The sequence below is a fragment of the Promicromonospora sp. NPDC023805 genome (assembly GCF_040639635.1).
Taxonomy (GTDB): Bacteria; Actinomycetota; Actinomycetes; order Actinomycetales; family Cellulomonadaceae; genus Promicromonospora.
This window is the reverse complement of sequence record NZ_JBFAAH010000040.1, coordinates 21,515-38,601: the sequence shown is the minus strand read 5'-3', so window position 1 is coordinate 38,601 and position 17,087 is coordinate 21,515. Positions and strand designations below refer to the sequence as shown.

The window sequence follows — 17,087 nt, the reverse complement described above, 5'->3', positions numbered from 1 at the left end:
ACGCGCCAAGACCACCGCCGCCGCACCGACCGTCATCGCCGACGACGTCCTGGACTGGATCAGCCGACGCTGACCCAATCCCAAACAGGCCCTAGAACGACCGTTGGTAGAAAGGCCGTAGAAACGACGGTTGGTCGAGCTTGTCGAGACCGGGCCTCGACAAGCTCGACCAACGAAGGGTCAGACCGGGCGCGCCGCCTCGATCTCAACGGACGGCAGGTGCCGCGCCGGTAGCGTCTTCGGGCGCCACGACGCGCGGGTCGCCTCGAACGCGGTGATCTTCTCCTCCTGCTGCAGGGTGAGCCCGATGTCGTCGAGCCCCTCCATGAGCCGCCACCGCGTGTAGTCGTCGATCTGGAACGGCACGGTGACGTCGTCGGCCGTCGCGGTCTTGGCCTCGAGGTCCACGGTCACCTCGGTGCCCGGCTTGGTCTCGAGGATCTTCCAGAGGATCTCGATGTCCTCGGGCGAGACGATGCCCGTGACGAGGCCCTGCTTGCCCGAGTTGCCGCGGAAGATGTCGGCGAACCGGGACGAGAGCACCACCCGGAAGCCGTAGTCCTTGAGCGCCCAGACGGCGTGCTCGCGTGAGGAGCCGGTGCCGAAGTCGGGCCCGGCCACGAGCACGGAGCCCGCCGAGTACGCGTCCTGGTTCAGCACGAACGAGGGGTCGCCCCGCCATGCGGCGAACAGCGCGTCCTCGAACCCGGTACGCGTGACCCGCTTGAGGTACACGGCGGGGATGATCTGGTCGGTGTCGACGTTGCTGCGCCGCAGCGGGACGCCGACGCCGGTGTGGGTGTGGATCTTCTCCATGGTCTGTGCTCCTCTCAGCGCAGCGCGGGCTGGCCGGCGGCGGACCCGCTCGAAGCGGATCCGATCGCCACGGGAATGGGCAGGTCGACGACGGACTCGCCCAGCGGGGACGCGCCCACGCCGTCGAGCGGCGTGCCGTCGAAAGTAGTGATGTCGATGTCGTACGGCAGGTCGAGGTCACCGACGCTCGACAGGGTGCCCCGGATCGCCGTCGCAGCGGCGACCAGCGGCGAGACCAGGTGGGTACGCCCGCCCTTGCCCTGCCGACCCTCGAAGTTGCGGTTCGACGTGGACGCCGACCGCTCCCCCGGCGCGAGCTGGTCCGGGTTCATGCCCAGACACATCGAGCAGCCGGCGTTGCGCCACTCGGCGCCGAACTCCTTGAAGATCACGTCGAGACCCTCGGCCTCGGCCTGCAGCCGCACGCGCGCCGAGGCCGGGACCACCAGGACACGCAGGGACTCGGCCTTGGCGCGGCCCTTGATGACCTTCGCGACGGACCGCAGGTCCTCGATACGCCCGTTGGTGCAGGAACCGATGAACACCGTGTCGACAGGGATGTCGCGCAGCGGCGTGCCGCCGGTCAGGCCCATGTACTCCAGGGCCTTGGCGGCGGTCTCACGCTCGCCCTCGTCGGCGATCTCCGCCGGAACCGGGACGGTCGCCGAGAGCGGCAGGCCCTGCCCCGGGTTGGTGCCCCAGGTGACGAACGGCTCGAGGTCGGCCGCTTCGAGCACCACCTCGACGTCGAACTGCGCGTCGTCGTCGGACCGCAGGGTCTTCCAGTACTCGACGGCGGCGTCCCAGTCCTCGCCCTCGGGCGCGTGCGGACGGCCCTTGAGGTACTCGAAGGTGGTCTGGTCCGGCGCGATCATGCCCGCGCGGGCGCCTGCCTCGATCGACATGTTGCAGACGGTCATGCGAGCTTCCATGGACAGCGCCCGGATGGCCTCGCCGCGGTACTCGAGCACGTAGCCCTGCCCGCCGCCGGTGCCGATCTTGGCGATGATCGCCAGGATGATGTCCTTGGAGGTCGTGCCCGCGGGCAGCGCCCCGTTCACCGTGATCGCCATCGTCTTGAACGGCGCCAGCGGGAGCGTCTGGGTGGCGAGCACGTGCTCCACCTCGGACGTGCCGATGCCGAACGCGAGCGCGCCGAACGCGCCGTGCGTCGAGGTGTGCGAGTCACCGCACACGACGGTGAGGCCGGGCATCGTCAGCCCGAGCTGCGGGCCGACCTGGTGCACGATGCCCTGGTCGGCGTCGCCGAGGCTGTGCAGCCGGACGCCGAACTCCTTGGCGTTGGCGCGCAGCGTGTCGATCTGCGTGCGGCTCGTCAGGTCGGCGATGGGCCGATCGATGTCGAGCGTCGGGGTGTTGTGGTCCTCGGTAGCGATAGTGAGGTCAGGGCGCCGCACCTGCCGTCCGGCGAGCCGTAGCCCCTCGAACGCCTGCGGGCTCGTGACCTCGTGCACCAGGTGCAGGTCGATGTAGAGAAGATCGGGTGAGCCGTCCTCGCCTCGACGCACGAGGTGCGCTTCCCAGACCTTCTCTGCCAGCGTGCCGGCCATTGCGGTTCGCCTCCCTGTAACTACCTCTGTCAGAAACAACTTTGGGCCTCGACTTGCAATCTCACGTTCCGAGACGGCAATATCGCGGTATGGACGATACTAGCGGAGTCGGCGTCTTGGACAAGGCGGCGTCCGTCCTCGGGGCACTCGAGGCCGGACCGGCCACCCTGGCGCAGCTCGTCTCCTCGACCGGTCTGGCCCGCCCGACGGCGCACCGCCTGGCCGTTGCACTCGAGCACCACCGCCTCGTGGCCCGAGACATGCAGGGCCGTTTTGTGCTGGGTCCGCGCCTCAACGAGCTGGCCACGGCCGCCGGCGAGGACCGCCTCCTGGCGGCCGCGAACCCCGTGCTCATCGCGCTGCGGGACCACACAGGCGAAAGCGCACAACTTTACCGTAGGCAGGGTGACCACCGCGTGTGCGTGGCGGCCGCCGAACGCCCGGTAGGCCTGCGCGACTCCATCCCGGTGGGCGCCACGCTCAGCATGAGCGCCGGCTCCGCGGCGCACGTCCTGCTCGCGTGGGAGGAGCCGGACCGCCTCCACCGCGGCCTGCGTGACGCGACCTTCACGGCCACCATCCTCTCCGGCGTCCGACGCCGCGGGTGGGCACAGTCCGTCTCAGAACGTGAGCTGGGCGTGGCCTCGGTGTCGGCGCCGGTGCGTGGCCCGTCGGGCCGCGTGGTGGCCGCCGTGAGCGTTTCCGGACCCGTGGAGCGCCTCTCCCGGCAGCCCGGCCGACTGCACTCCGCCGCGGTCGTCGCCGCGGCGAACAAGCTCACCGAGGTGCTGCACCGGTCCGGCGAGTAGCCCCTCGTTCGCAGAACTTTCCCCCGCGGAGCCCAGCACTCGCAGGGCTCCGCGGTGCACACGGCGTGTGCGGCAGGTGAGCGGTCGGTGAGTGTTGGTCCGCCACGCCGAGCCAGGTGATTCCCCAGGTCCCGGTCCTGTCAGTACCCTCTTGAGGGACGTGTGCACCTAGACACACACACCTACGTCGTGAGGAATCTGATGCCGCCCAAGGTGAGGCTCATCATCATCTGGATCGTCGTGATCTTCCTGCTGTACTCGGTCGTCAACGACCCCGAGCGCTCCGCCGACGTCGTGCTCGCCCTCTGGGACGTCATCTGGGGCGCCATCGCGAACATCGGCAGGTTCTTCGAGGAGCTCTTCACCGGGTCGATCGGCCGCTGACCACGTAGGGTCAGCGGGCGAGACCCGACCACCGGACCAGGCCGTCGGATCGAACCTTTCGGATCGATCCACCGGCCGTCCCGGTCCGGCTCGCGCACCGCATCCGACCGCACCCCCCGGGGAGACCCGCATGAGCGCAACAGCGGACTTCGTCGTCCCCAACCGCGCCCTGCAGCGGTACATCCTGGCGGACGAGAAGATCATCATCGCCACGCACCGGCACTGGTCGATGCTCTGGGAGCCGCTCCTCACGACCGCCGGTGCGTTCGTGCTGGCGCTGGCCCTGCTCGTCGCGGTGGACCCCAACGTCCGGAACGACATGGGCTGGGTCTGGCTGCCGTTCGTCGTCCTCGGCGGGCGCCTGCTGTACAAGTGGCTGGAGTGGCGGGCCCGCTGGTTCGTCCTGACCGACCGCCGGCTGCTCGTTCTCGACGGCTTCCTCATCCACCGGGTGGCGATGATGCCGACCGAGAAGGTGACCGACCTCGGGTACGAGCGCACCCCGATGGGTCAGCTGCTCGGCTACGGCACCTTCATCTTCGAGACCGCCGGGCAGGACCAGTCCCTCGACCGGGTCACCTGGATACCCCAGCCCGACTCCCGGTACCGGCTCATCATCGCGTCGCTCTTCCACCCGGACGCCGCCGACGCCGAGGCCGCCGCGCAGGCCAACCCGGACATCCGGCCGCAGGCGATGCCGATCGCGGACTCACCGTCCGGCCCGCCGCCGCCCGCACTCATGCCCCGGATCGGACGGCGGATCAACCCGCCGACGCAGCGCATCGAGCTTCCGGTCGCCCGGAACGACGCCGCCCAGGGCAGCGGCCTCCCAGCCAGCACCCGCCCGGCCAGCGCTGCCGACGAGAGGGACGGCGCGGTCCCCGCCGACGGCGAACCGATCCGCCCGAGCTGGTCGTCCACGGGCGGCGCGACGGCACCCGCGACCTCGGCCGGCAGCACTGCCGGAAGCAGCGGCGCGCACCACGGTGGCCACGTGCCCGGTGGGGCCACCGCCGACCCGGACTCCGAGGTGCGGCCCGAGCCGTTCATCGAGGGCGGCAAGGACCCGAAGATCCGCTGACGACCCCCGGCCCGAGATAGCCCGAGACGGCGAAAGGCCCGGTCCGCGTGGACCGGGCCTTTCTGCTGTACCCCCAGTGGGATTTGAACCCGCGCTACCGCCGTGAGAGGGCGGCGTCCTAGGCCGCTAGACGATGGGGGCCCTGAACTGATCCACCGGCCGAAGCCGACGGACCTGCGTACCCCCAGCGGGATTTGAACCCGCGTTACCGCCGTGAGAGGGCGGCGTCCTAGGCCGCTAGACGATGGGGGCCTGAACTACCGGTTATGGACCGGTTGCCGGTGAGAACCGTAGCGCACCATGAGGCCGATCTGCATCGGCTACGTGTGCGCTGCGCTCTGCGCTGGGGTACCAGGACTCGAACCTAGACTAAGTGAACCAGAATCACTCGTGCTGCCAATTACACCATACCCCATGGGGGTAATGACCTTCTGGATACACCTGTTTCCGACAGGCTTTCCGTGTTGGCCCTACCGCTGGAGAACACTACCTGACCTCGGACGGTGGTCAAAACGGAAAGGGCGTGCTGTCCGTCACGCGTTCCGATCCGGGTCCGGCTCAGGGCTCTTCCGGGGCTGTTCGGCGCTGTTCGGCGCCGTAGCCGAGGGCGGCCGGGAGCTCCGCCAGCGTCTCGATGACCAGCACACCCGCCGCGCGCAGGGCGTCCGGGTCCTGGACGTCACGGAAGCCGCCGTCGGGCGCTGGAGAGCCCCCGTAGCCCGGTCCGCGCCTGTGCCCCGCCCGATCCAGCCAGACGCCCGTCAGGCGCGCCTGGTGGGCCGCCAGCGCGTCCACGGTGGGCTCGTCGCCCACGTATGCCGTCCGGGCCGGGTCGGTGCCCAGCAGCCGGGCGCCCTCGAGGAAGACGCGGGGGTCGGGCTTGCCGAAGCCGAGGGTGTCGACCCCGACCAGCACGGGCAGGTCCGCGAGACCAGCCACCCGCAGCTTGTGCTCCTGCAGCGTGGTCGCGGCGTTCGTCACCACGCCCACCCGGATCCCCGCGGCGACCACCGCGTCGACGGCGGCCCGGGCGTCCGCGTGCGCCGTCCACGACTTCTCGAAGGTGCCCCAGAACAGCGCGTCCCAGGCGGCGAAGGAGGCCTCCGTGACGGGCGCGCCGCCGTACGTCTCGTGCAGCAGCGCCGCCCGGAGCCGCCGCTGCGTCACGTGGTCCGTCTCGCCGCGCGTGTAGCTGCTGTAGTAGCCGCCGGGGTCGGTGCGCCAGTGCGCCAGGATCTCCGGCTCCCGCTCGGGCGGGACGTGCGGCAGGTACTCGGCCCGCACGGCCGCCAGCGCCGTCGCGAAGGCCCCCTTGGTGTCGACGAGGGTGTCGTCGACGTCGAACAGGATGCCGTCCACCGTCGGGCCGTTCGTCGTTGGGTCGTTCGTCGTCATCGTGTCCCTCGTTCGGCGGGTTCGGGCACGACCAGGGCGGGCCTGCGGCGTCGTGCCCACCACAGCAGCACCGCGGTCGTGATGATCGTCCCGGCGATGCTGACGGCTCCCTCGGCCGGTGCGATCTCGGTGATCAGGAGCGAGTCCTCGAGCCCGTCGTAGGCGATGGCGAGGCCGAACGCCAGGAGGTTGTTCGCCACGTGCAGCGCGACGGCGCACTCGAGCCCGCCCGTCCGCCAGACGAGCAGGCTGGCGACCAGGCCGAACACCAGCCGGTCGGCGAAGAGCCAGGGGCTCTGCGCGCCGTGCGCCAGGGCGAACAGGAACGCCGTCAGGACGGCGGGCGCGGCGATCGCCAGCCACCGCCAGCGCAGCATGCTGCCTGTCCACTGGGTGAGCCAGCCGCGGAAGAAGTACTCCTCGCCGGCCGCCTGCAGCGGTGTGGTGAGCAGGACGACGACTGCCAGCGCCAGCCAGCCGGACGCCGGGGTGAGCGGCCACCAGGGCTCGTCGGCGGCTGCGCCGCCGTCGGCGCCAGAGCTAGCACCACCGCCGTCGGCGGGGAGGTCCAGCAGTGTCAGGAGGAGGTCGCCCGCGAGCGTGAGCGGCACCAGGAGGAGCAGCGCGACGCCGAGCGCGCCGAGCAGCAGGCGCCAGCGCACCCGGCCAAGGACGGACGACACGAGTCCCCCGCGGCGGGCCTGCGCCCAGGTCGCGACAAGGGCGATCGGGATGCCGAGCGCGAGGCCCAGGTTGGTCACGAGCAGGCCCACCGGCGAGACGAACCAGGCGTCGGTGACGTTCGACGGGTCGGCCAGCTGCACGCCCAGCGCCTCCGCGACGACGAAGGCGAGGGCGTACAGCAGCATCACCCCAGTCAGCAGGACCGTGCAGGTGACCACCGCGGTCAGCCCGAGCAGGGGGCGCCACCACCGGTGCTTCGGGCCGCGCAGGGCCTGCGGGTACTCGCGCGGGGCGAGAGCCGTCCCCGTCGAGATCGGCGCCGACGGGGCCAGCTCGGTCGGGGCCATCCCCGTCGAGGCGGGTGCGGTCGAGGTCGGCACGGCGGCAGGCGGCATGTCGTCGGTCACGCCCGCCACCGTACAGAACTCGTTCGGCCCGCACTCGCTCACTCCGCGGCGGCGGTCACCTCTGCCGGCGCCTGGGCCGCGAGCTCGGCCAGACGGGCCTGTGCCGCGTCGATCCGGGTGAGCGTCCGCTCGCGGCCGAGCACCTCGAGCGACTCGAACAGCGGCAGACCGATCCGGCGGCCCGTCACGGCTACGCGGACCGGGGCCTGCGCCTTGCCGAGCTTCATGCCGTGCGCCTCCCCCGCCGTCGTGACGGTGTCCTTGAGCGTCTCGGCCTCCCAGGCCACGTCCGCGAACGCGACGCGGACGTCGGCGAGCAGCTCGGCGGCGCCCGTCTTCATCGCCTTGTTCCACGAGTCCTCGTCGATGACCGGCTCGTCGAGGAACAGGAAGTCCACGTTGTTCGTGATCTCGGACAGCAGGGCCACCCGGGAGTGGGCGAGCGGCGCGACGGCGTCGAACACCTTGCTGTCGAACTGCTCCTCGCTCCACGGGGCGCGGGGTGCGTGCAGCCAGGGGCCGCAGGCCTCGGTGAACTCGGGCACGCTCAGGGCGCGGATGTACTCGCCGTTGAACGCGGTGAGCTTCTTGATGTCGAAGAACGCCGACGAGGAGTTGATGTCCTCGACGCGGAACCGGCGCACGAGCTCATCGAACGGGAGGATCTCCTCGTCGTTGCCCGGCGCCCAGCCGAGCAGCATCAGGTAGTTGACCATCGCGTCGGGCAGGATGCCCTCGGCGAGGTAGTCCTCGAGCGCCACCTTGTCGCGGCGCTTGGAGAGCTTCTGGCGCTTCTCGTTGACGATCACCGGCATGTGCGCCCACTGCGGCGGGGTCTGGCCCAGGGCCTCCCACAGCAGCTGCTGCTTGGGCGTGTTGGGCAGGTGCTCCTCGGCGCGCATGACGAGGGTGATGTTCTCGTCGATGTCGTCCACGACGTTGGCCAGGAGGAAGACGGGCGAGCCGTTGCCCCGCGCGATGACGAAGTCCTCGAGGTTCTTGTTCGGGAACGTCGGGTTGCCGCGGATCAGGTCGACGACCTTCGTCTCGCCATCGGAGGGCGTGCGGAAGCGCAGCGCGCGGCCCTCGGCGTACTCCAGGCCGCGGTCGCTGCAGAAGCCGTCGTAGCCGGTCTGCTGGTTGCCGGTGCGCGCCATGACGGCGTCACGCGTGCAGTCGCAGTAGTACGCCTTGCCCTCGGCGAAGAGTCGCTGCGCGGCGTCCTTCTGGAGGTCCGCGTTCGCCGACTGGAAGTACGGCCCCTCGAATGCCGGGTCCTCCTTGCGGATGCCCAGGGCCTCCATGGCCGACAGGATCCCGTCCACCCACTCGGGCTGGTTCCGCGAGGCGTCCGTGTCCTCGATGCGCAGCACGAACGTGCCGCCCTGCTGCTTCGCCACTGCCCAGTTGAACAGCGCGGAGCGGGCGCCGCCCACGTGGAACATGCCGGTCGGGGAGGGCGCGAAGCGGACGCGGACGGGCGCGTTCGCCGCCGGGTCGGTCGAGGTGTCGGTTACTGAAGTCACGGGCCCCAGCCTACGGCGCTGCGTCCCCGGGCCGCGTACCCGGGCAACGCCCCGGGGAGTGGCCGAGGCCGTCCGGCGCGGGGACGGGAGGTCCCGGGATCCCAGCACCTTTCGGTTGTGGCCGAAATTCATCCACGGACGACGGCGCCCATGCCAAATTTCATCCCGGCGCCGGCCCACCGGCCGTCCGCCGAGACGACGAGAAGGAGACCATCATGTCTGGATCGACGGCCTCACCGCGGGCATCCCGGCTCCGGCCGGCGGTGGCCGCGGCCGCTGCGCTGCTGATGACCCTCACCGGGGCGACGGCCGCCACGGCGTCCGCCGCTGCTTCGTCAGAGGGAGCCGCGGAGGTCACCGCGAAGACGGTGACCCACACGGCGCCCGCGGCGCCTGCCTCGGCAGCCGACGCGGAGTTCGGAGTCACCGCGGTGCCCACGATCTCGCCGTCCACGCGGGTCACGTACGTCCCGGCCGGAAGCGACTACCCGTGCAGCACCGGCGAGCTCTGCGCCCTGGCCTGGGACTCCAGCCGCGGCATGTTCGCGGTGTTCCACCTGTACAACTGCGCCCGGTACAGCGTGTCCGGATGGGTCGGGCAGGGGTACTTCGCCAACCAGCAGACGAATGGCACCGTCGCCCGGTTCTACAACCAGGCAGGCGGCACGCTCTGGACGTCCACCGCGCCCTCGGGGCACCAGGGCGCCAACTGGGACCGGGTCTGGTCCATCCGCAACTGCTGACGTACCGCTGACCGGACGTACTGCTGACCGGACGTGCGGTGGCCGCGGATCCAGCCACCGCACGTCCCGGGTCAGCGGCTCACACGAGGAACGAGCCGGGCGCCGAGCGAAGCTCCGCTAGGCGGCGGGAACGACGGTGCTGTCCCGTGCTGCCTGGTTGGGCCGACCGCCGATCAGGAGTCCGACGGCGAACGTCAGCCACGGGGGGATCTGCACACCGGCGGCTGTCAGGAGCAGGCCCGTGTCGAGCCCCGGGTCGCCGGGCTGCACGGACGCGGCGATGCCCGCGTAGACGATCCCCAGGACGACAACGGCCAGGCCGAACGCCAGGCCGAGAGCGGCCCAGGCGCTGCGGACCCCCGCGAGCCGGAGCAGGCCGACCGCGACGAGGAGCACCGCGAGCACCGTCGCAGCCGCCAGGAGCGCGATCAGGAGGCCGAGGCCTATCTCCAGGAAGCCGAACTGGCCGGTTCCGGCGAACACGTAGAGGGCCAGGAACACCACGGCGCCGACGCCGACCGCCACCGGAGCCAGCACGAGAAACCGCCGCATGATCGCCATGGCTCATGGTGACCGAAGAGCACCAAAAGAGCCACAGAATCAGCCGCTTCGTCCCGAAAATACTCCACTGAACCGTGCCCGCGACAAGGCCAACAGCTCGGCCAGCTCGGGATTCGGCAGCGCGTCGGCGTCCCACCAGCGCACGTCCAGCGACTCGTCCGAGACGACGGGTTCCGCACCCGGCTCGGCAATCGCGACGAACCGCACGTCCAGGTGATGTACCGGACGCGCGGGGTCCCCGGTGCCGGGTCGGCAGAACGGCACCACGTGCTCGTCCAGGTGCACGGGCACCGGGTCCACCGACAGCGCCACCAGCCCCGACTCCTCGCGCGCCTCCCGTTCGGCGGCGCCCGCCAGAGTGCGGTCCGCGACCTCCAGGTGCCCGCCGAACTGGAACCACCGCTTGGCCTTGCCGTGCAGGGTCAGCAGCACGCGTGCGCCGTCGTGCGACAGCACCAGGGTCGACGCCGTGAGGTGGTCGGGCACGCAGCCGCGGAACACGCCGTCGTCGTGCGCCTCGAGGTGCCGCACGTACCGCGCCCTGAGCCGCTCCTGCTCCGCCGTCGGCCCGGTCCAGGCGCGCAGCACCCGGGACGCGTCGCCGTGCAGCGACGCGCCGTGCTCCGACGCCACCTCAGCGGCGCCGCATCACCGGGTTGGCCAGGACACCCAGGCCCTCGACCTCGCACTCGACGTGGTCCCCGTGGTCGATCCTGCCGACACCCGCGGGCGTCCCGGTCAGGATGACGTCGCCGGGCAGCAGGGTCATGGCCTCGGAGATGTACGACACGAGGAACGGCACGTCGAACACCATGTCCCGGGTGCGGCCGTCCTGGCGCGGCTCGCCGTTGACGCGCGAGCGCACACCGACGTCCTCCGGGTTCAGGTCGGTGTCGATCCAGGGGCCCAGCGGGCACGAGGTGTCGAACCCCTTGGCGCGCGCCCACTGCCCGTCGGTGCGCTGGGCGTCACGCGCGGTGACGTCGTTCGCGACCGTGTAGCCGAGGATGTACGACGACGCCCGCTCCGGCGTGACGTCCTTGCACACCTTGGAGATGACGACGGCCAGCTCGGCCTCGTAGGAGACCTCCTGCGTGAAGTCCGGCAGCACGATCGGGTCGTCCGGGCCGATCACCGACGTGTTCGGCTTGAAGAACAGCAGCGGGTTGGCCGGGACCTCGCCGCCCATCTCCTTGGCGTGGTCGACGTAGTTCTTGCCCACGGCCACCACCTTGGAGCGCGGGATCACCGGGGCGAGCAGCCGGACGCCGTCGCCCAGCTCGACGCGCTCGCCGGTCGGCATCGCCGGCATGTACAGGGGGTCGCCACCCAGGACGGCGAGGAAGGTCTTGTCGCCCTCCTGCTGCACGAGGGCGAAGCGGGGGTCGTCTCCGTTGGTGAATCTAGCTATACGCACGGGGCCAATCTACGTGCCCGACGGCGGAGCGCTACGCGCGCGCCAGCACCTCACCGTTGAGCACCGCGAACCAGCCGTCCGGGGCGGCGGCCCACTCCCGCCAGCCCTGGGCGAGCTGCTCCAGTGCGACGTCGTCCGCGAGCGCCGAGTCCTTGGCCTGCACCGCGAAGTTCGACTGGGTGCAGCGTTCGGCCCACAGGCCGCCCCACCAGGTGCGGTCGTCGGGGGTGGCGTAGCACCAGACGCTGGCGCCGGGTTCGATCGTGGCGGGGTCGAATCCGGCGTCGCGCACCCAGGAGGCGAGGCGGCGTCCGGCGTCGGGCTCGAAGCCGTAGGTGTGCGTGACCTCGTGGTACAGCATGTTCCACTCGGTGAGCTCGGGGGACTCCGGGAACCAGGTCATGGCCTCGTAGTCGGCGTCGCGCACCGCGACGAACCCGCCGGGCTTGGCGACGCGCTTCATCTCGCGCAGCGCGGCCACCGGGTCGGACAGGTGCTGCAGGAGCTGGTGGGCGAAGACTACGTCGAACGAGCCGTCCTCGAACGGCAGCTCGTACGCGTTGGCGTGCTCGAAGCTGATGTTCTTGGTGCCGTGCGCGTCGGCGAGGCCGCGGGCGGACTCGAGCACGTCGTCGGAGGCGTCCACGCCGACGACGCTGCCCTGCGTCAGCCGCTCGGCCAGGTCGACGGTCACCGTGCCGGGGCCGCAGCCGACGTCGAGCAGCGTCATGTCGGAGAGCAGGTGCGGCAGCAGGAAGGCCGCGGAGTTCGCCGCCGTCCGACGCCGGTGCGAGCGCAGCACGGACTCGTGGTGCCCGTGCGTGTACGACTCGGACTCCTTGGTCAGGTCCGTGCCGGCGACGGGGCTGTCCTGGCCGCCGGCCAGCCGCGAGAGGCTGCTGGGGGCGTCGACCGCGTCGATGGGGTCGGTTCCCGCGGGCTGGGTCCTGTGTCGGGACGTGTCGCTGCGGGACGTATCGCTGCGAGCGATGTCGTGCTCGTTGGCGCTGCCGGTCATGGCCGCACTGTATGTGCGCCGGGCGGTGCGGCACATCCGCGTTCTCATCCCTCGGACGGCCGGTCCCGCGACCGCGTGGCTTTTCGACGGTGTTCGGCCCGACGGCGTGGCCCGCGCGCGTCAACGTCGCCGTCACGCAAGGATGCCCGCATGCCGACGCTTGACCAGCCCTCCGCCGCACCGTCCGCGGTGTCCCGTGGACCGTTCCGGGGCGCCTTCGATCGGATGAGCCGCAACCTGCTCGGCGGTCCGGGCCGGGTGCCGGGGGCCGACATCGCCCGCGGGATCGCCGTGCTCGGGATGTTCACGGCGCACATGGGCGTCACCTCCGACGACATCGGCACGCTGGAGGGCTGGCTGAGCCTGGCGCACGGCCGCTCGTCGATCCTGTTCGCCACCGTGGCCGGGCTGTCCCTTGCGCTGTTCACGGGCGGCGCCAAGCCGTTCACGGGCGAGCTGATGCGCACCGCGCGGGCCCGGATCCTCGTGCGGGCAGTGCTGCTGCTGGCGCTGGTCGCGGTGCTCGACCTGCTGGACGGGCGCGTGCTGCTCATCCTTGGGTTCTACGCCGCCTACTTCGTGCTGGCGCTGCCGTTCCTGCGCATGTCGCCGGCGCGGCTCGCCACGACGGCGGTGCTCATCGCGGTGGTCGGACCGTTCCTCGCGTACTACGGGCCGGAGGCCCTGTTGCGGGCGGGCCTGCGCGCGCCGCACGACGGTTCGGGCGCCGCCACCGACTTCCTCCTCACCGGCCACTACCCGGCGGTGGTGTGGATGGCGTACGTGTTCGCCGGGCTCGCGGTGGGACGCTGCGACCTGCGGTCGCCCGCGCTGCGCCTGGGCCTGGTCGCCGGCGGGTTCGGGCTCGCCGCCGTCAGCTCGCTCGTCTCGGCGTTCCTGGTGGCCGGTGTCGGAGGCGCCGAGGCCATCGAGCAGCAGTTCACGAGGACCGCGTTCGAGTACCAGGTCACGACGCCACCCACCTTGACCGACCCCTGGCCGCCCCTGGCCGGGCTGTACCTGGAAGGGCCGCACGACGACACGATGTTCGAGGCCCTGGGCTCCGGGGGCTTCGCCCTCGGCGTGCTCGGCCTGTGCCTGCTCGTCGGGGCGCGGGGCGGCACGAGCGCCGACGGCGGCCCGGTGCGGCAGACCGCGCGACGGGTGGCGCTCGCAGTGACCGCCCCGCTGGCCGCCGTCGGTGCCATGGCCCTGACTGTCTACTCCGCGCAGATCCTCGTCATCTGGTGGTGGAGCCGCACCGGCGTTGACCTGCTCGTCTACCCGGACAACGGGCCGCTCGGCGTGATGGTGCTCTGTGCCCTGGCCGGGGCGACGCTGTGGCGGGCGCTGTTCGGGCGCGGCCCGCTGGAGCGGGTGTTCACGGGGATCGCACGGAAGGCGTTCCCGACGCCGGGACGCACGGCCGACGCAGCGCCGGACACCGCGCCGGACGCAGCGCCGGACGCTCCGTCCGACCCGACGTCAGCCCCCGCTCAGAAGGTCACCTGACCGACGACCGTCGTGACGGTGTCGCCGCCGACCCACACCTCGCCGTCGGGCAGCTTCACTACATGGACCCGGCCCTCGCGGCCCAGTGCCGTCCCCTGCGACGCGACGTAGGACGACGGCAGCACGTCACCCGCGAGCCACTGCCCCAGGCCGGCGTTGAGGCTGCCCGTCACCGGGTCCTCCCCCACGCCGATCGACGGTACGAAGGCGCGTACCTCGACGGCGGGCTCGCCGGCCGGGTACTCGCCGACGACGCCCACGCCGTGCTCGCCGACCACACCGAGCTTCAGGCTCCCCATCACCGCGAAGTCAGGCTCGAGCGCGAGCACGGCGTCGGCGTCCTGGAGCTGGACCGCCACCCAGCCGGGCCCGTTGTCGACCCAGGCCGAGCGGACGACGTCGGACACGTCGACGCGCAGCGACCGGGCGATCTGCGCGAGGTCGGTGGCGCCCACCGCACCCGACCGGATCAGGGGCGGGGCCGCGAAGGCCAGGCGGTGCCCGTCGCCGACGGCGGTGCGCCGCAGGCGCACGAGGCCCACACCGCACTCCTGGACCACGCCCTGCCCGGCGGGCTCGCCGCCGGCCTCCAGCCACGCGTGCGCGGTGCCGAGCGTCGGGTGCCCGGCGAAGGGCAGCTCGCCGCCCGGGGTCCAGATCCGCACGCGGTAGTCGGCGCCGGCGTCGCGCCCTGCGTCGGTCGGGGTGAGCAGGAACGTCGTCTCCGACAGGTTGGTCCAGCGGGCGAAGGCGGCCATCTGGTCGTCGGTGAGGCCGTCGGCGTCGTGCACGACGGCGACGGGGTTGCCGCCGGCCGGGGCCGGGGAGAACACATTGACCTGCCGAAACGGAAGACTCATGCGCCCCACGCTACCCACCGGAACGTGTCAGACGCACAGGTCAGCGGAGTGACCTGTACGTCTGACACGTGCGCCGGGTTCTGACAGGTCTTCACGCCGGGAAGATAGCGTCCAGCTCCGTGAGGTCTTGTGGGGTCGGCGTCCACGACCAGGCCTCGGCGTTGCGGCGCACCTGCTCCGGACGCGTGGCCCCGGCGATCACCGAGGTCACCTCCGGCCGGGACAGCAGCCACGAGAACGCGACGTCGATCTCGGCGACGCCCCGCTCGCGGCAGAACGCGCCGAACCGGTCCAGCGCCTCCCACGGCGCGGTCTCCAGGAGGTGCGGCTTCGCGACCACGAGGCGCGAGCCGTCCGGCCGCGCCCCGGCCGAGTACTTGCCCGTGAGCAGGCCGTTCGCCAGCGGGAAGTACGGCAGGACGCCGACGCCGTACGCCGCCGCGGCGGGCAGCACCTCGCGCTCCGCCTCGCGGGCGAGCAGCGAGTAGTGGTTCTGCGCGGACACGAACCGGGTGCCGCCGAGCGACCGCGCCACGTGCTCGGCGTCGGCTACCTGCCAGCCCTTGAAGTTCGAGTGGCCCACGTACCGCACCTTGCCCGAGGTGACCAGGTCGTCGAGCGCGGCGAGCGTCTCGTCGATCGGGGTCGCCGGGTCGGGCGTGTGGAGCTGGTAGAGGTCGATCCAGTCGGTGCCGAGCCGGCGCAGCGACGCCTCGGCGGCGCGCACGATGTACCGGCGCGAGCCGCGAGCGCCGAAGTCGTTCCCGTTGACGCCCTGCATGTCGAGACCGAACTTCGTGGCGACGAGGACGTCGTCGCGGCGGCCCTTCAGCGCGGCGCCGAGCAGCTCCTCGGACAGGCCGCGGCGGGCGCCGTACGCGTCGGCGGTGTCGAAGAAGGTCACACCGGCGTCGATCGCGGCGTCGATCAGGGCCGTCGCACCCTCCGCGGTCTCGGTGACGGTGCCGGTGCGGCCGAGGTTGTTGCACCCCAGGCCGACGACGGGAACGGACAGGCCGGAGCGCCCGAGGCGGCGCAGAGGAAGATCGGACATGTTGGCACCCTACGACGGCGGCCGGGGCGAACGCGCCGGAGCCCTACGTGCTCGTCGAGCACTCCTAACTGCCTACACCCCAAGGGCATCTGTCCGCAGTTAGAAACTCATCGCGTGCAGCAAGAGCGTCAGCGGCACACGCGTGCCCGACCTCGGCGACGCGCTATCCGTACAGGTCGGCGAGCCGTCGTTGGCACGTCTGGATCGCGCGCGCACGCTCGTTGCCGAAAGCCGAGACAGCCTCCGTCAGTCGTTCGACGGCGTGAGATGCCGCCGAGCGCCGTCCCTGCATCGCGAGAATGTGCAGCGCCTTTCCCGCCGCCGCGTGCGCATGCGCATCATGGCCAGACGCGTAGGGGCGGATCACGGTCGGCAGGTCACCCAGGTCGACGCCGGCATGCGCCGCGTCGGCCGCATCGACGTTCCGCATCGTCGCGGTGTACTCGCCCAACGTTGCGTGAGCGAGCGCTCGCGTCGAGTTCACTCGGAACCGCATCACCTTCCGGTCTGGTTCGGCCTCGTCCAGGAGTTTCAAAGCAGCCGCCGGATCATGCTCGGTGATCCGCATCTGGGCGAGGTTCACCAGGCTGATGCAGCGCTGCGTGTCGTCCGGCGCAACCGTCATCGCGAATTCGTAGATGCGGGCTGCCTGGGATACCTGACCCACGTCGTACATGGACCACGCGGTCCTGTCCGCAAGATGCGCGACGGTCAGCAGCAGCTCGCCACGGACGACGTCCGTCATCGTTCCGCCGAGGAGACTCGCCGCGTATTGCAGCTGACCGCGAGCCGCCGCAACGACCATCTGTCCCCCGTGCTTGAGCCCGAGACCCGTCAGCTGATCGACCGTTTCTGCGAGCGCCACCACGTCGGCCCCACCGATCCGGGCGGGCGTAGGAGTCGGTGACTCCAGCTCGGCCCAGACCTCGGACGAAACGACGCCGGACCCCATGCGAAGCATCGATCGCCTCTGGACAGAGTCGCCGCCAAGCGCCTTGTCGTACGCCTGAGCGTGCCAGGGCTTGACCTCTTTGGCTCCGGTCTCGAGCTTCGACAGGTACGGCTTGCTGTAGCCGGTGGCGCGTTCCATCCGCGAAAGGCTCCAGCCCGCCGCGACTCGCGCGGCGCGCAGCACATCGCCCGGCCCTGACCCGTCTGTCCCCATTACGACTCCCCCGCAGAGCGCCTCCGGCCATCAGGCAACGGCAGGAAACGAAATCCGCCCCTATGAGGGTCGCGGGCTCGCGAG

General features: G+C 71.3%; 17 protein-coding genes and 3 tRNA genes. 5 read left to right on the top strand and 15 right to left on the bottom strand.

All coding sequences use genetic code 11. The annotated features are described in order from the left end of the window. Nucleotides 1–180: 180 nt before the first annotated feature. Together leuD and leuC are read right to left on the bottom strand one after the other, a co-directional pair. Nucleotides 181–816: a 3-isopropylmalate dehydratase small subunit gene (gene leuD / locus AB0F70_RS25925; RefSeq protein ID WP_357455644.1), complete on the bottom strand. Its 636-nt coding sequence runs from the start codon at nt 814–816 to the stop codon at nt 181–183. A gap of 14 nt (nt 817–830) precedes the next feature. Then, complete coding sequence (gene leuC, locus AB0F70_RS25920; RefSeq protein WP_357455641.1) at nt 831–2,387, bottom strand: 3-isopropylmalate dehydratase large subunit; 1,557 nt, start codon at nt 2,385–2,387, stop codon at nt 831–833. A gap of 89 nt (nt 2,388–2,476) precedes the next feature. Here leuC and AB0F70_RS25915 point away from each other — a divergent pair, with 89 nt between their 5' ends. From AB0F70_RS25915 to AB0F70_RS25905, 3 genes are all read left to right on the top strand, one after another. After that, complete coding sequence (locus AB0F70_RS25915; RefSeq protein WP_026365378.1) at nt 2,477–3,196, top strand: IclR family transcriptional regulator; 720 nt, start codon at nt 2,477–2,479, stop codon at nt 3,194–3,196. 201 nt (nt 3,197–3,397) lie between these two features. After that, nucleotides 3,398–3,580 (top strand): hypothetical protein, encoded by a 183-nt coding sequence (locus AB0F70_RS25910; RefSeq protein ID WP_133249756.1) that lies wholly within the window; start codon nt 3,398–3,400, stop codon nt 3,578–3,580. 130 nt (nt 3,581–3,710) lie between these two features. Next, the gene (locus tag AB0F70_RS25905) at nt 3,711–4,661 is read left to right on the top strand and encodes a PH domain-containing protein (protein WP_357455636.1); all 951 of its coding nucleotides are present in this window, start codon (nt 3,711–3,713) and stop codon (nt 4,659–4,661) included. 68 nt (nt 4,662–4,729) lie between these two features. On the opposite strand, the gene AB0F70_RS25900 is transcribed toward AB0F70_RS25905, so the two are convergent. The 6 genes from AB0F70_RS25900 to gltX all read right to left on the bottom strand — a co-directional run bounded on the left by AB0F70_RS25900 (nt 4,730) and on the right by gltX (nt 8,673). Then, nucleotides 4,730–4,802 (bottom strand) — tRNA-Glu (locus AB0F70_RS25900). 38 nt (nt 4,803–4,840) lie between these two features. After that, nucleotides 4,841–4,913, bottom strand: a tRNA-Glu gene (locus AB0F70_RS25895). Nucleotides 4,914–5,004: 91 nt separating this feature from the next. After that, nucleotides 5,005–5,076, bottom strand: a tRNA-Gln gene (locus AB0F70_RS25890). A 143-nt stretch (nt 5,077–5,219) separates the two neighbouring features. After that, the gene (locus tag AB0F70_RS25885; RefSeq protein ID WP_357455633.1) at nt 5,220–6,056 is read right to left on the bottom strand and encodes an HAD family hydrolase; all 837 of its coding nucleotides are present in this window, start codon (nt 6,054–6,056) and stop codon (nt 5,220–5,222) included. After that, nucleotides 6,053–7,147, bottom strand: a complete 1,095-nt coding sequence (locus tag AB0F70_RS25880; RefSeq protein WP_357455630.1) for a type II CAAX endopeptidase family protein — start codon at nt 7,145–7,147, stop codon at nt 6,053–6,055. Before AB0F70_RS25880 ends, AB0F70_RS25885 begins: the two co-directional genes overlap by 4 nt. 38 nt (nt 7,148–7,185) lie before the next feature. Beyond that, nucleotides 7,186–8,673: a glutamate--tRNA ligase gene (gltX, locus tag AB0F70_RS25875; protein WP_357455627.1), complete on the bottom strand. Its 1,488-nt coding sequence runs from the start codon at nt 8,671–8,673 to the stop codon at nt 7,186–7,188. Between the two features lie 215 nt (nt 8,674–8,888). Between gltX and AB0F70_RS25870 the strand changes: the two genes are divergently transcribed. Continuing rightward, complete coding sequence (locus AB0F70_RS25870) at nt 8,889–9,416, top strand: hypothetical protein (RefSeq protein ID WP_357455625.1); 528 nt, start codon at nt 8,889–8,891, stop codon at nt 9,414–9,416. Nucleotides 9,417–9,533: 117 nt separating this feature from the next. Here AB0F70_RS25870 and AB0F70_RS25865 read toward each other — a convergent pair whose 3' ends face one another. The 4 genes from AB0F70_RS25865 to AB0F70_RS25850 are packed head-to-tail and all read right to left on the bottom strand — an operon-like array spanning nt 9,534 to nt 12,412. Beyond that, a complete protein-coding gene (locus AB0F70_RS25865) occupies nt 9,534–9,968 on the bottom strand; it encodes a hypothetical protein (RefSeq protein ID WP_357455623.1) in 435 nt (144 codons plus the stop codon). A gap of 48 nt (nt 9,969–10,016) precedes the next feature. Then, nucleotides 10,017–10,610 carry an NUDIX domain-containing protein gene (locus AB0F70_RS25860; RefSeq protein WP_357455621.1) on the bottom strand — a complete coding sequence of 198 codons (594 nt, stop codon included), beginning with the start codon at nt 10,608–10,610 and terminating at the stop codon, nt 10,017–10,019. A 1-nt stretch (nt 10,611) separates the two neighbouring features. After that, entirely contained in the window at nt 10,612–11,394 is a 783-nt protein-coding gene (locus AB0F70_RS25855) for a fumarylacetoacetate hydrolase family protein (RefSeq protein ID WP_357455618.1), read from the bottom strand. A 31-nt stretch (nt 11,395–11,425) separates the two neighbouring features. Beyond that, complete coding sequence (locus AB0F70_RS25850; RefSeq protein ID WP_357455615.1) at nt 11,426–12,412, bottom strand: class I SAM-dependent methyltransferase; 987 nt, start codon at nt 12,410–12,412, stop codon at nt 11,426–11,428. 150 nt (nt 12,413–12,562) lie between these two features. On the opposite strand from AB0F70_RS25850, the gene AB0F70_RS25845 reads away from it, so the two are divergent. After that, nucleotides 12,563–13,924 carry a heparan-alpha-glucosaminide N-acetyltransferase domain-containing protein gene (locus AB0F70_RS25845; RefSeq protein WP_357455612.1) on the top strand — a complete coding sequence of 454 codons (1,362 nt, stop codon included), beginning with the start codon at nt 12,563–12,565 and terminating at the stop codon, nt 13,922–13,924. On the opposite strand, the gene AB0F70_RS25840 is transcribed toward AB0F70_RS25845, so the two are convergent. From AB0F70_RS25840 to AB0F70_RS25830, 3 genes are all read right to left on the bottom strand, one after another. Beyond that, on the bottom strand, nt 13,909–14,784 hold the full coding sequence (locus AB0F70_RS25840) for a PhzF family phenazine biosynthesis protein (protein WP_357455609.1): 876 nt from the start codon (nt 14,782–14,784) through the stop codon (nt 13,909–13,911). The genes AB0F70_RS25845 and AB0F70_RS25840 overlap by 16 nt on opposite strands. A 91-nt stretch (nt 14,785–14,875) precedes the next feature. After that, the gene (locus AB0F70_RS25835; protein WP_357455607.1) at nt 14,876–15,838 is read right to left on the bottom strand and encodes an aldo/keto reductase; all 963 of its coding nucleotides are present in this window, start codon (nt 15,836–15,838) and stop codon (nt 14,876–14,878) included. A 163-nt stretch (nt 15,839–16,001) separates the two neighbouring features. Further along, nucleotides 16,002–17,003: a helix-turn-helix transcriptional regulator gene (locus AB0F70_RS25830; protein WP_357455604.1), complete on the bottom strand. Its 1,002-nt coding sequence runs from the start codon at nt 17,001–17,003 to the stop codon at nt 16,002–16,004. Nucleotides 17,004–17,087: the final 84 nt, after the last annotated feature.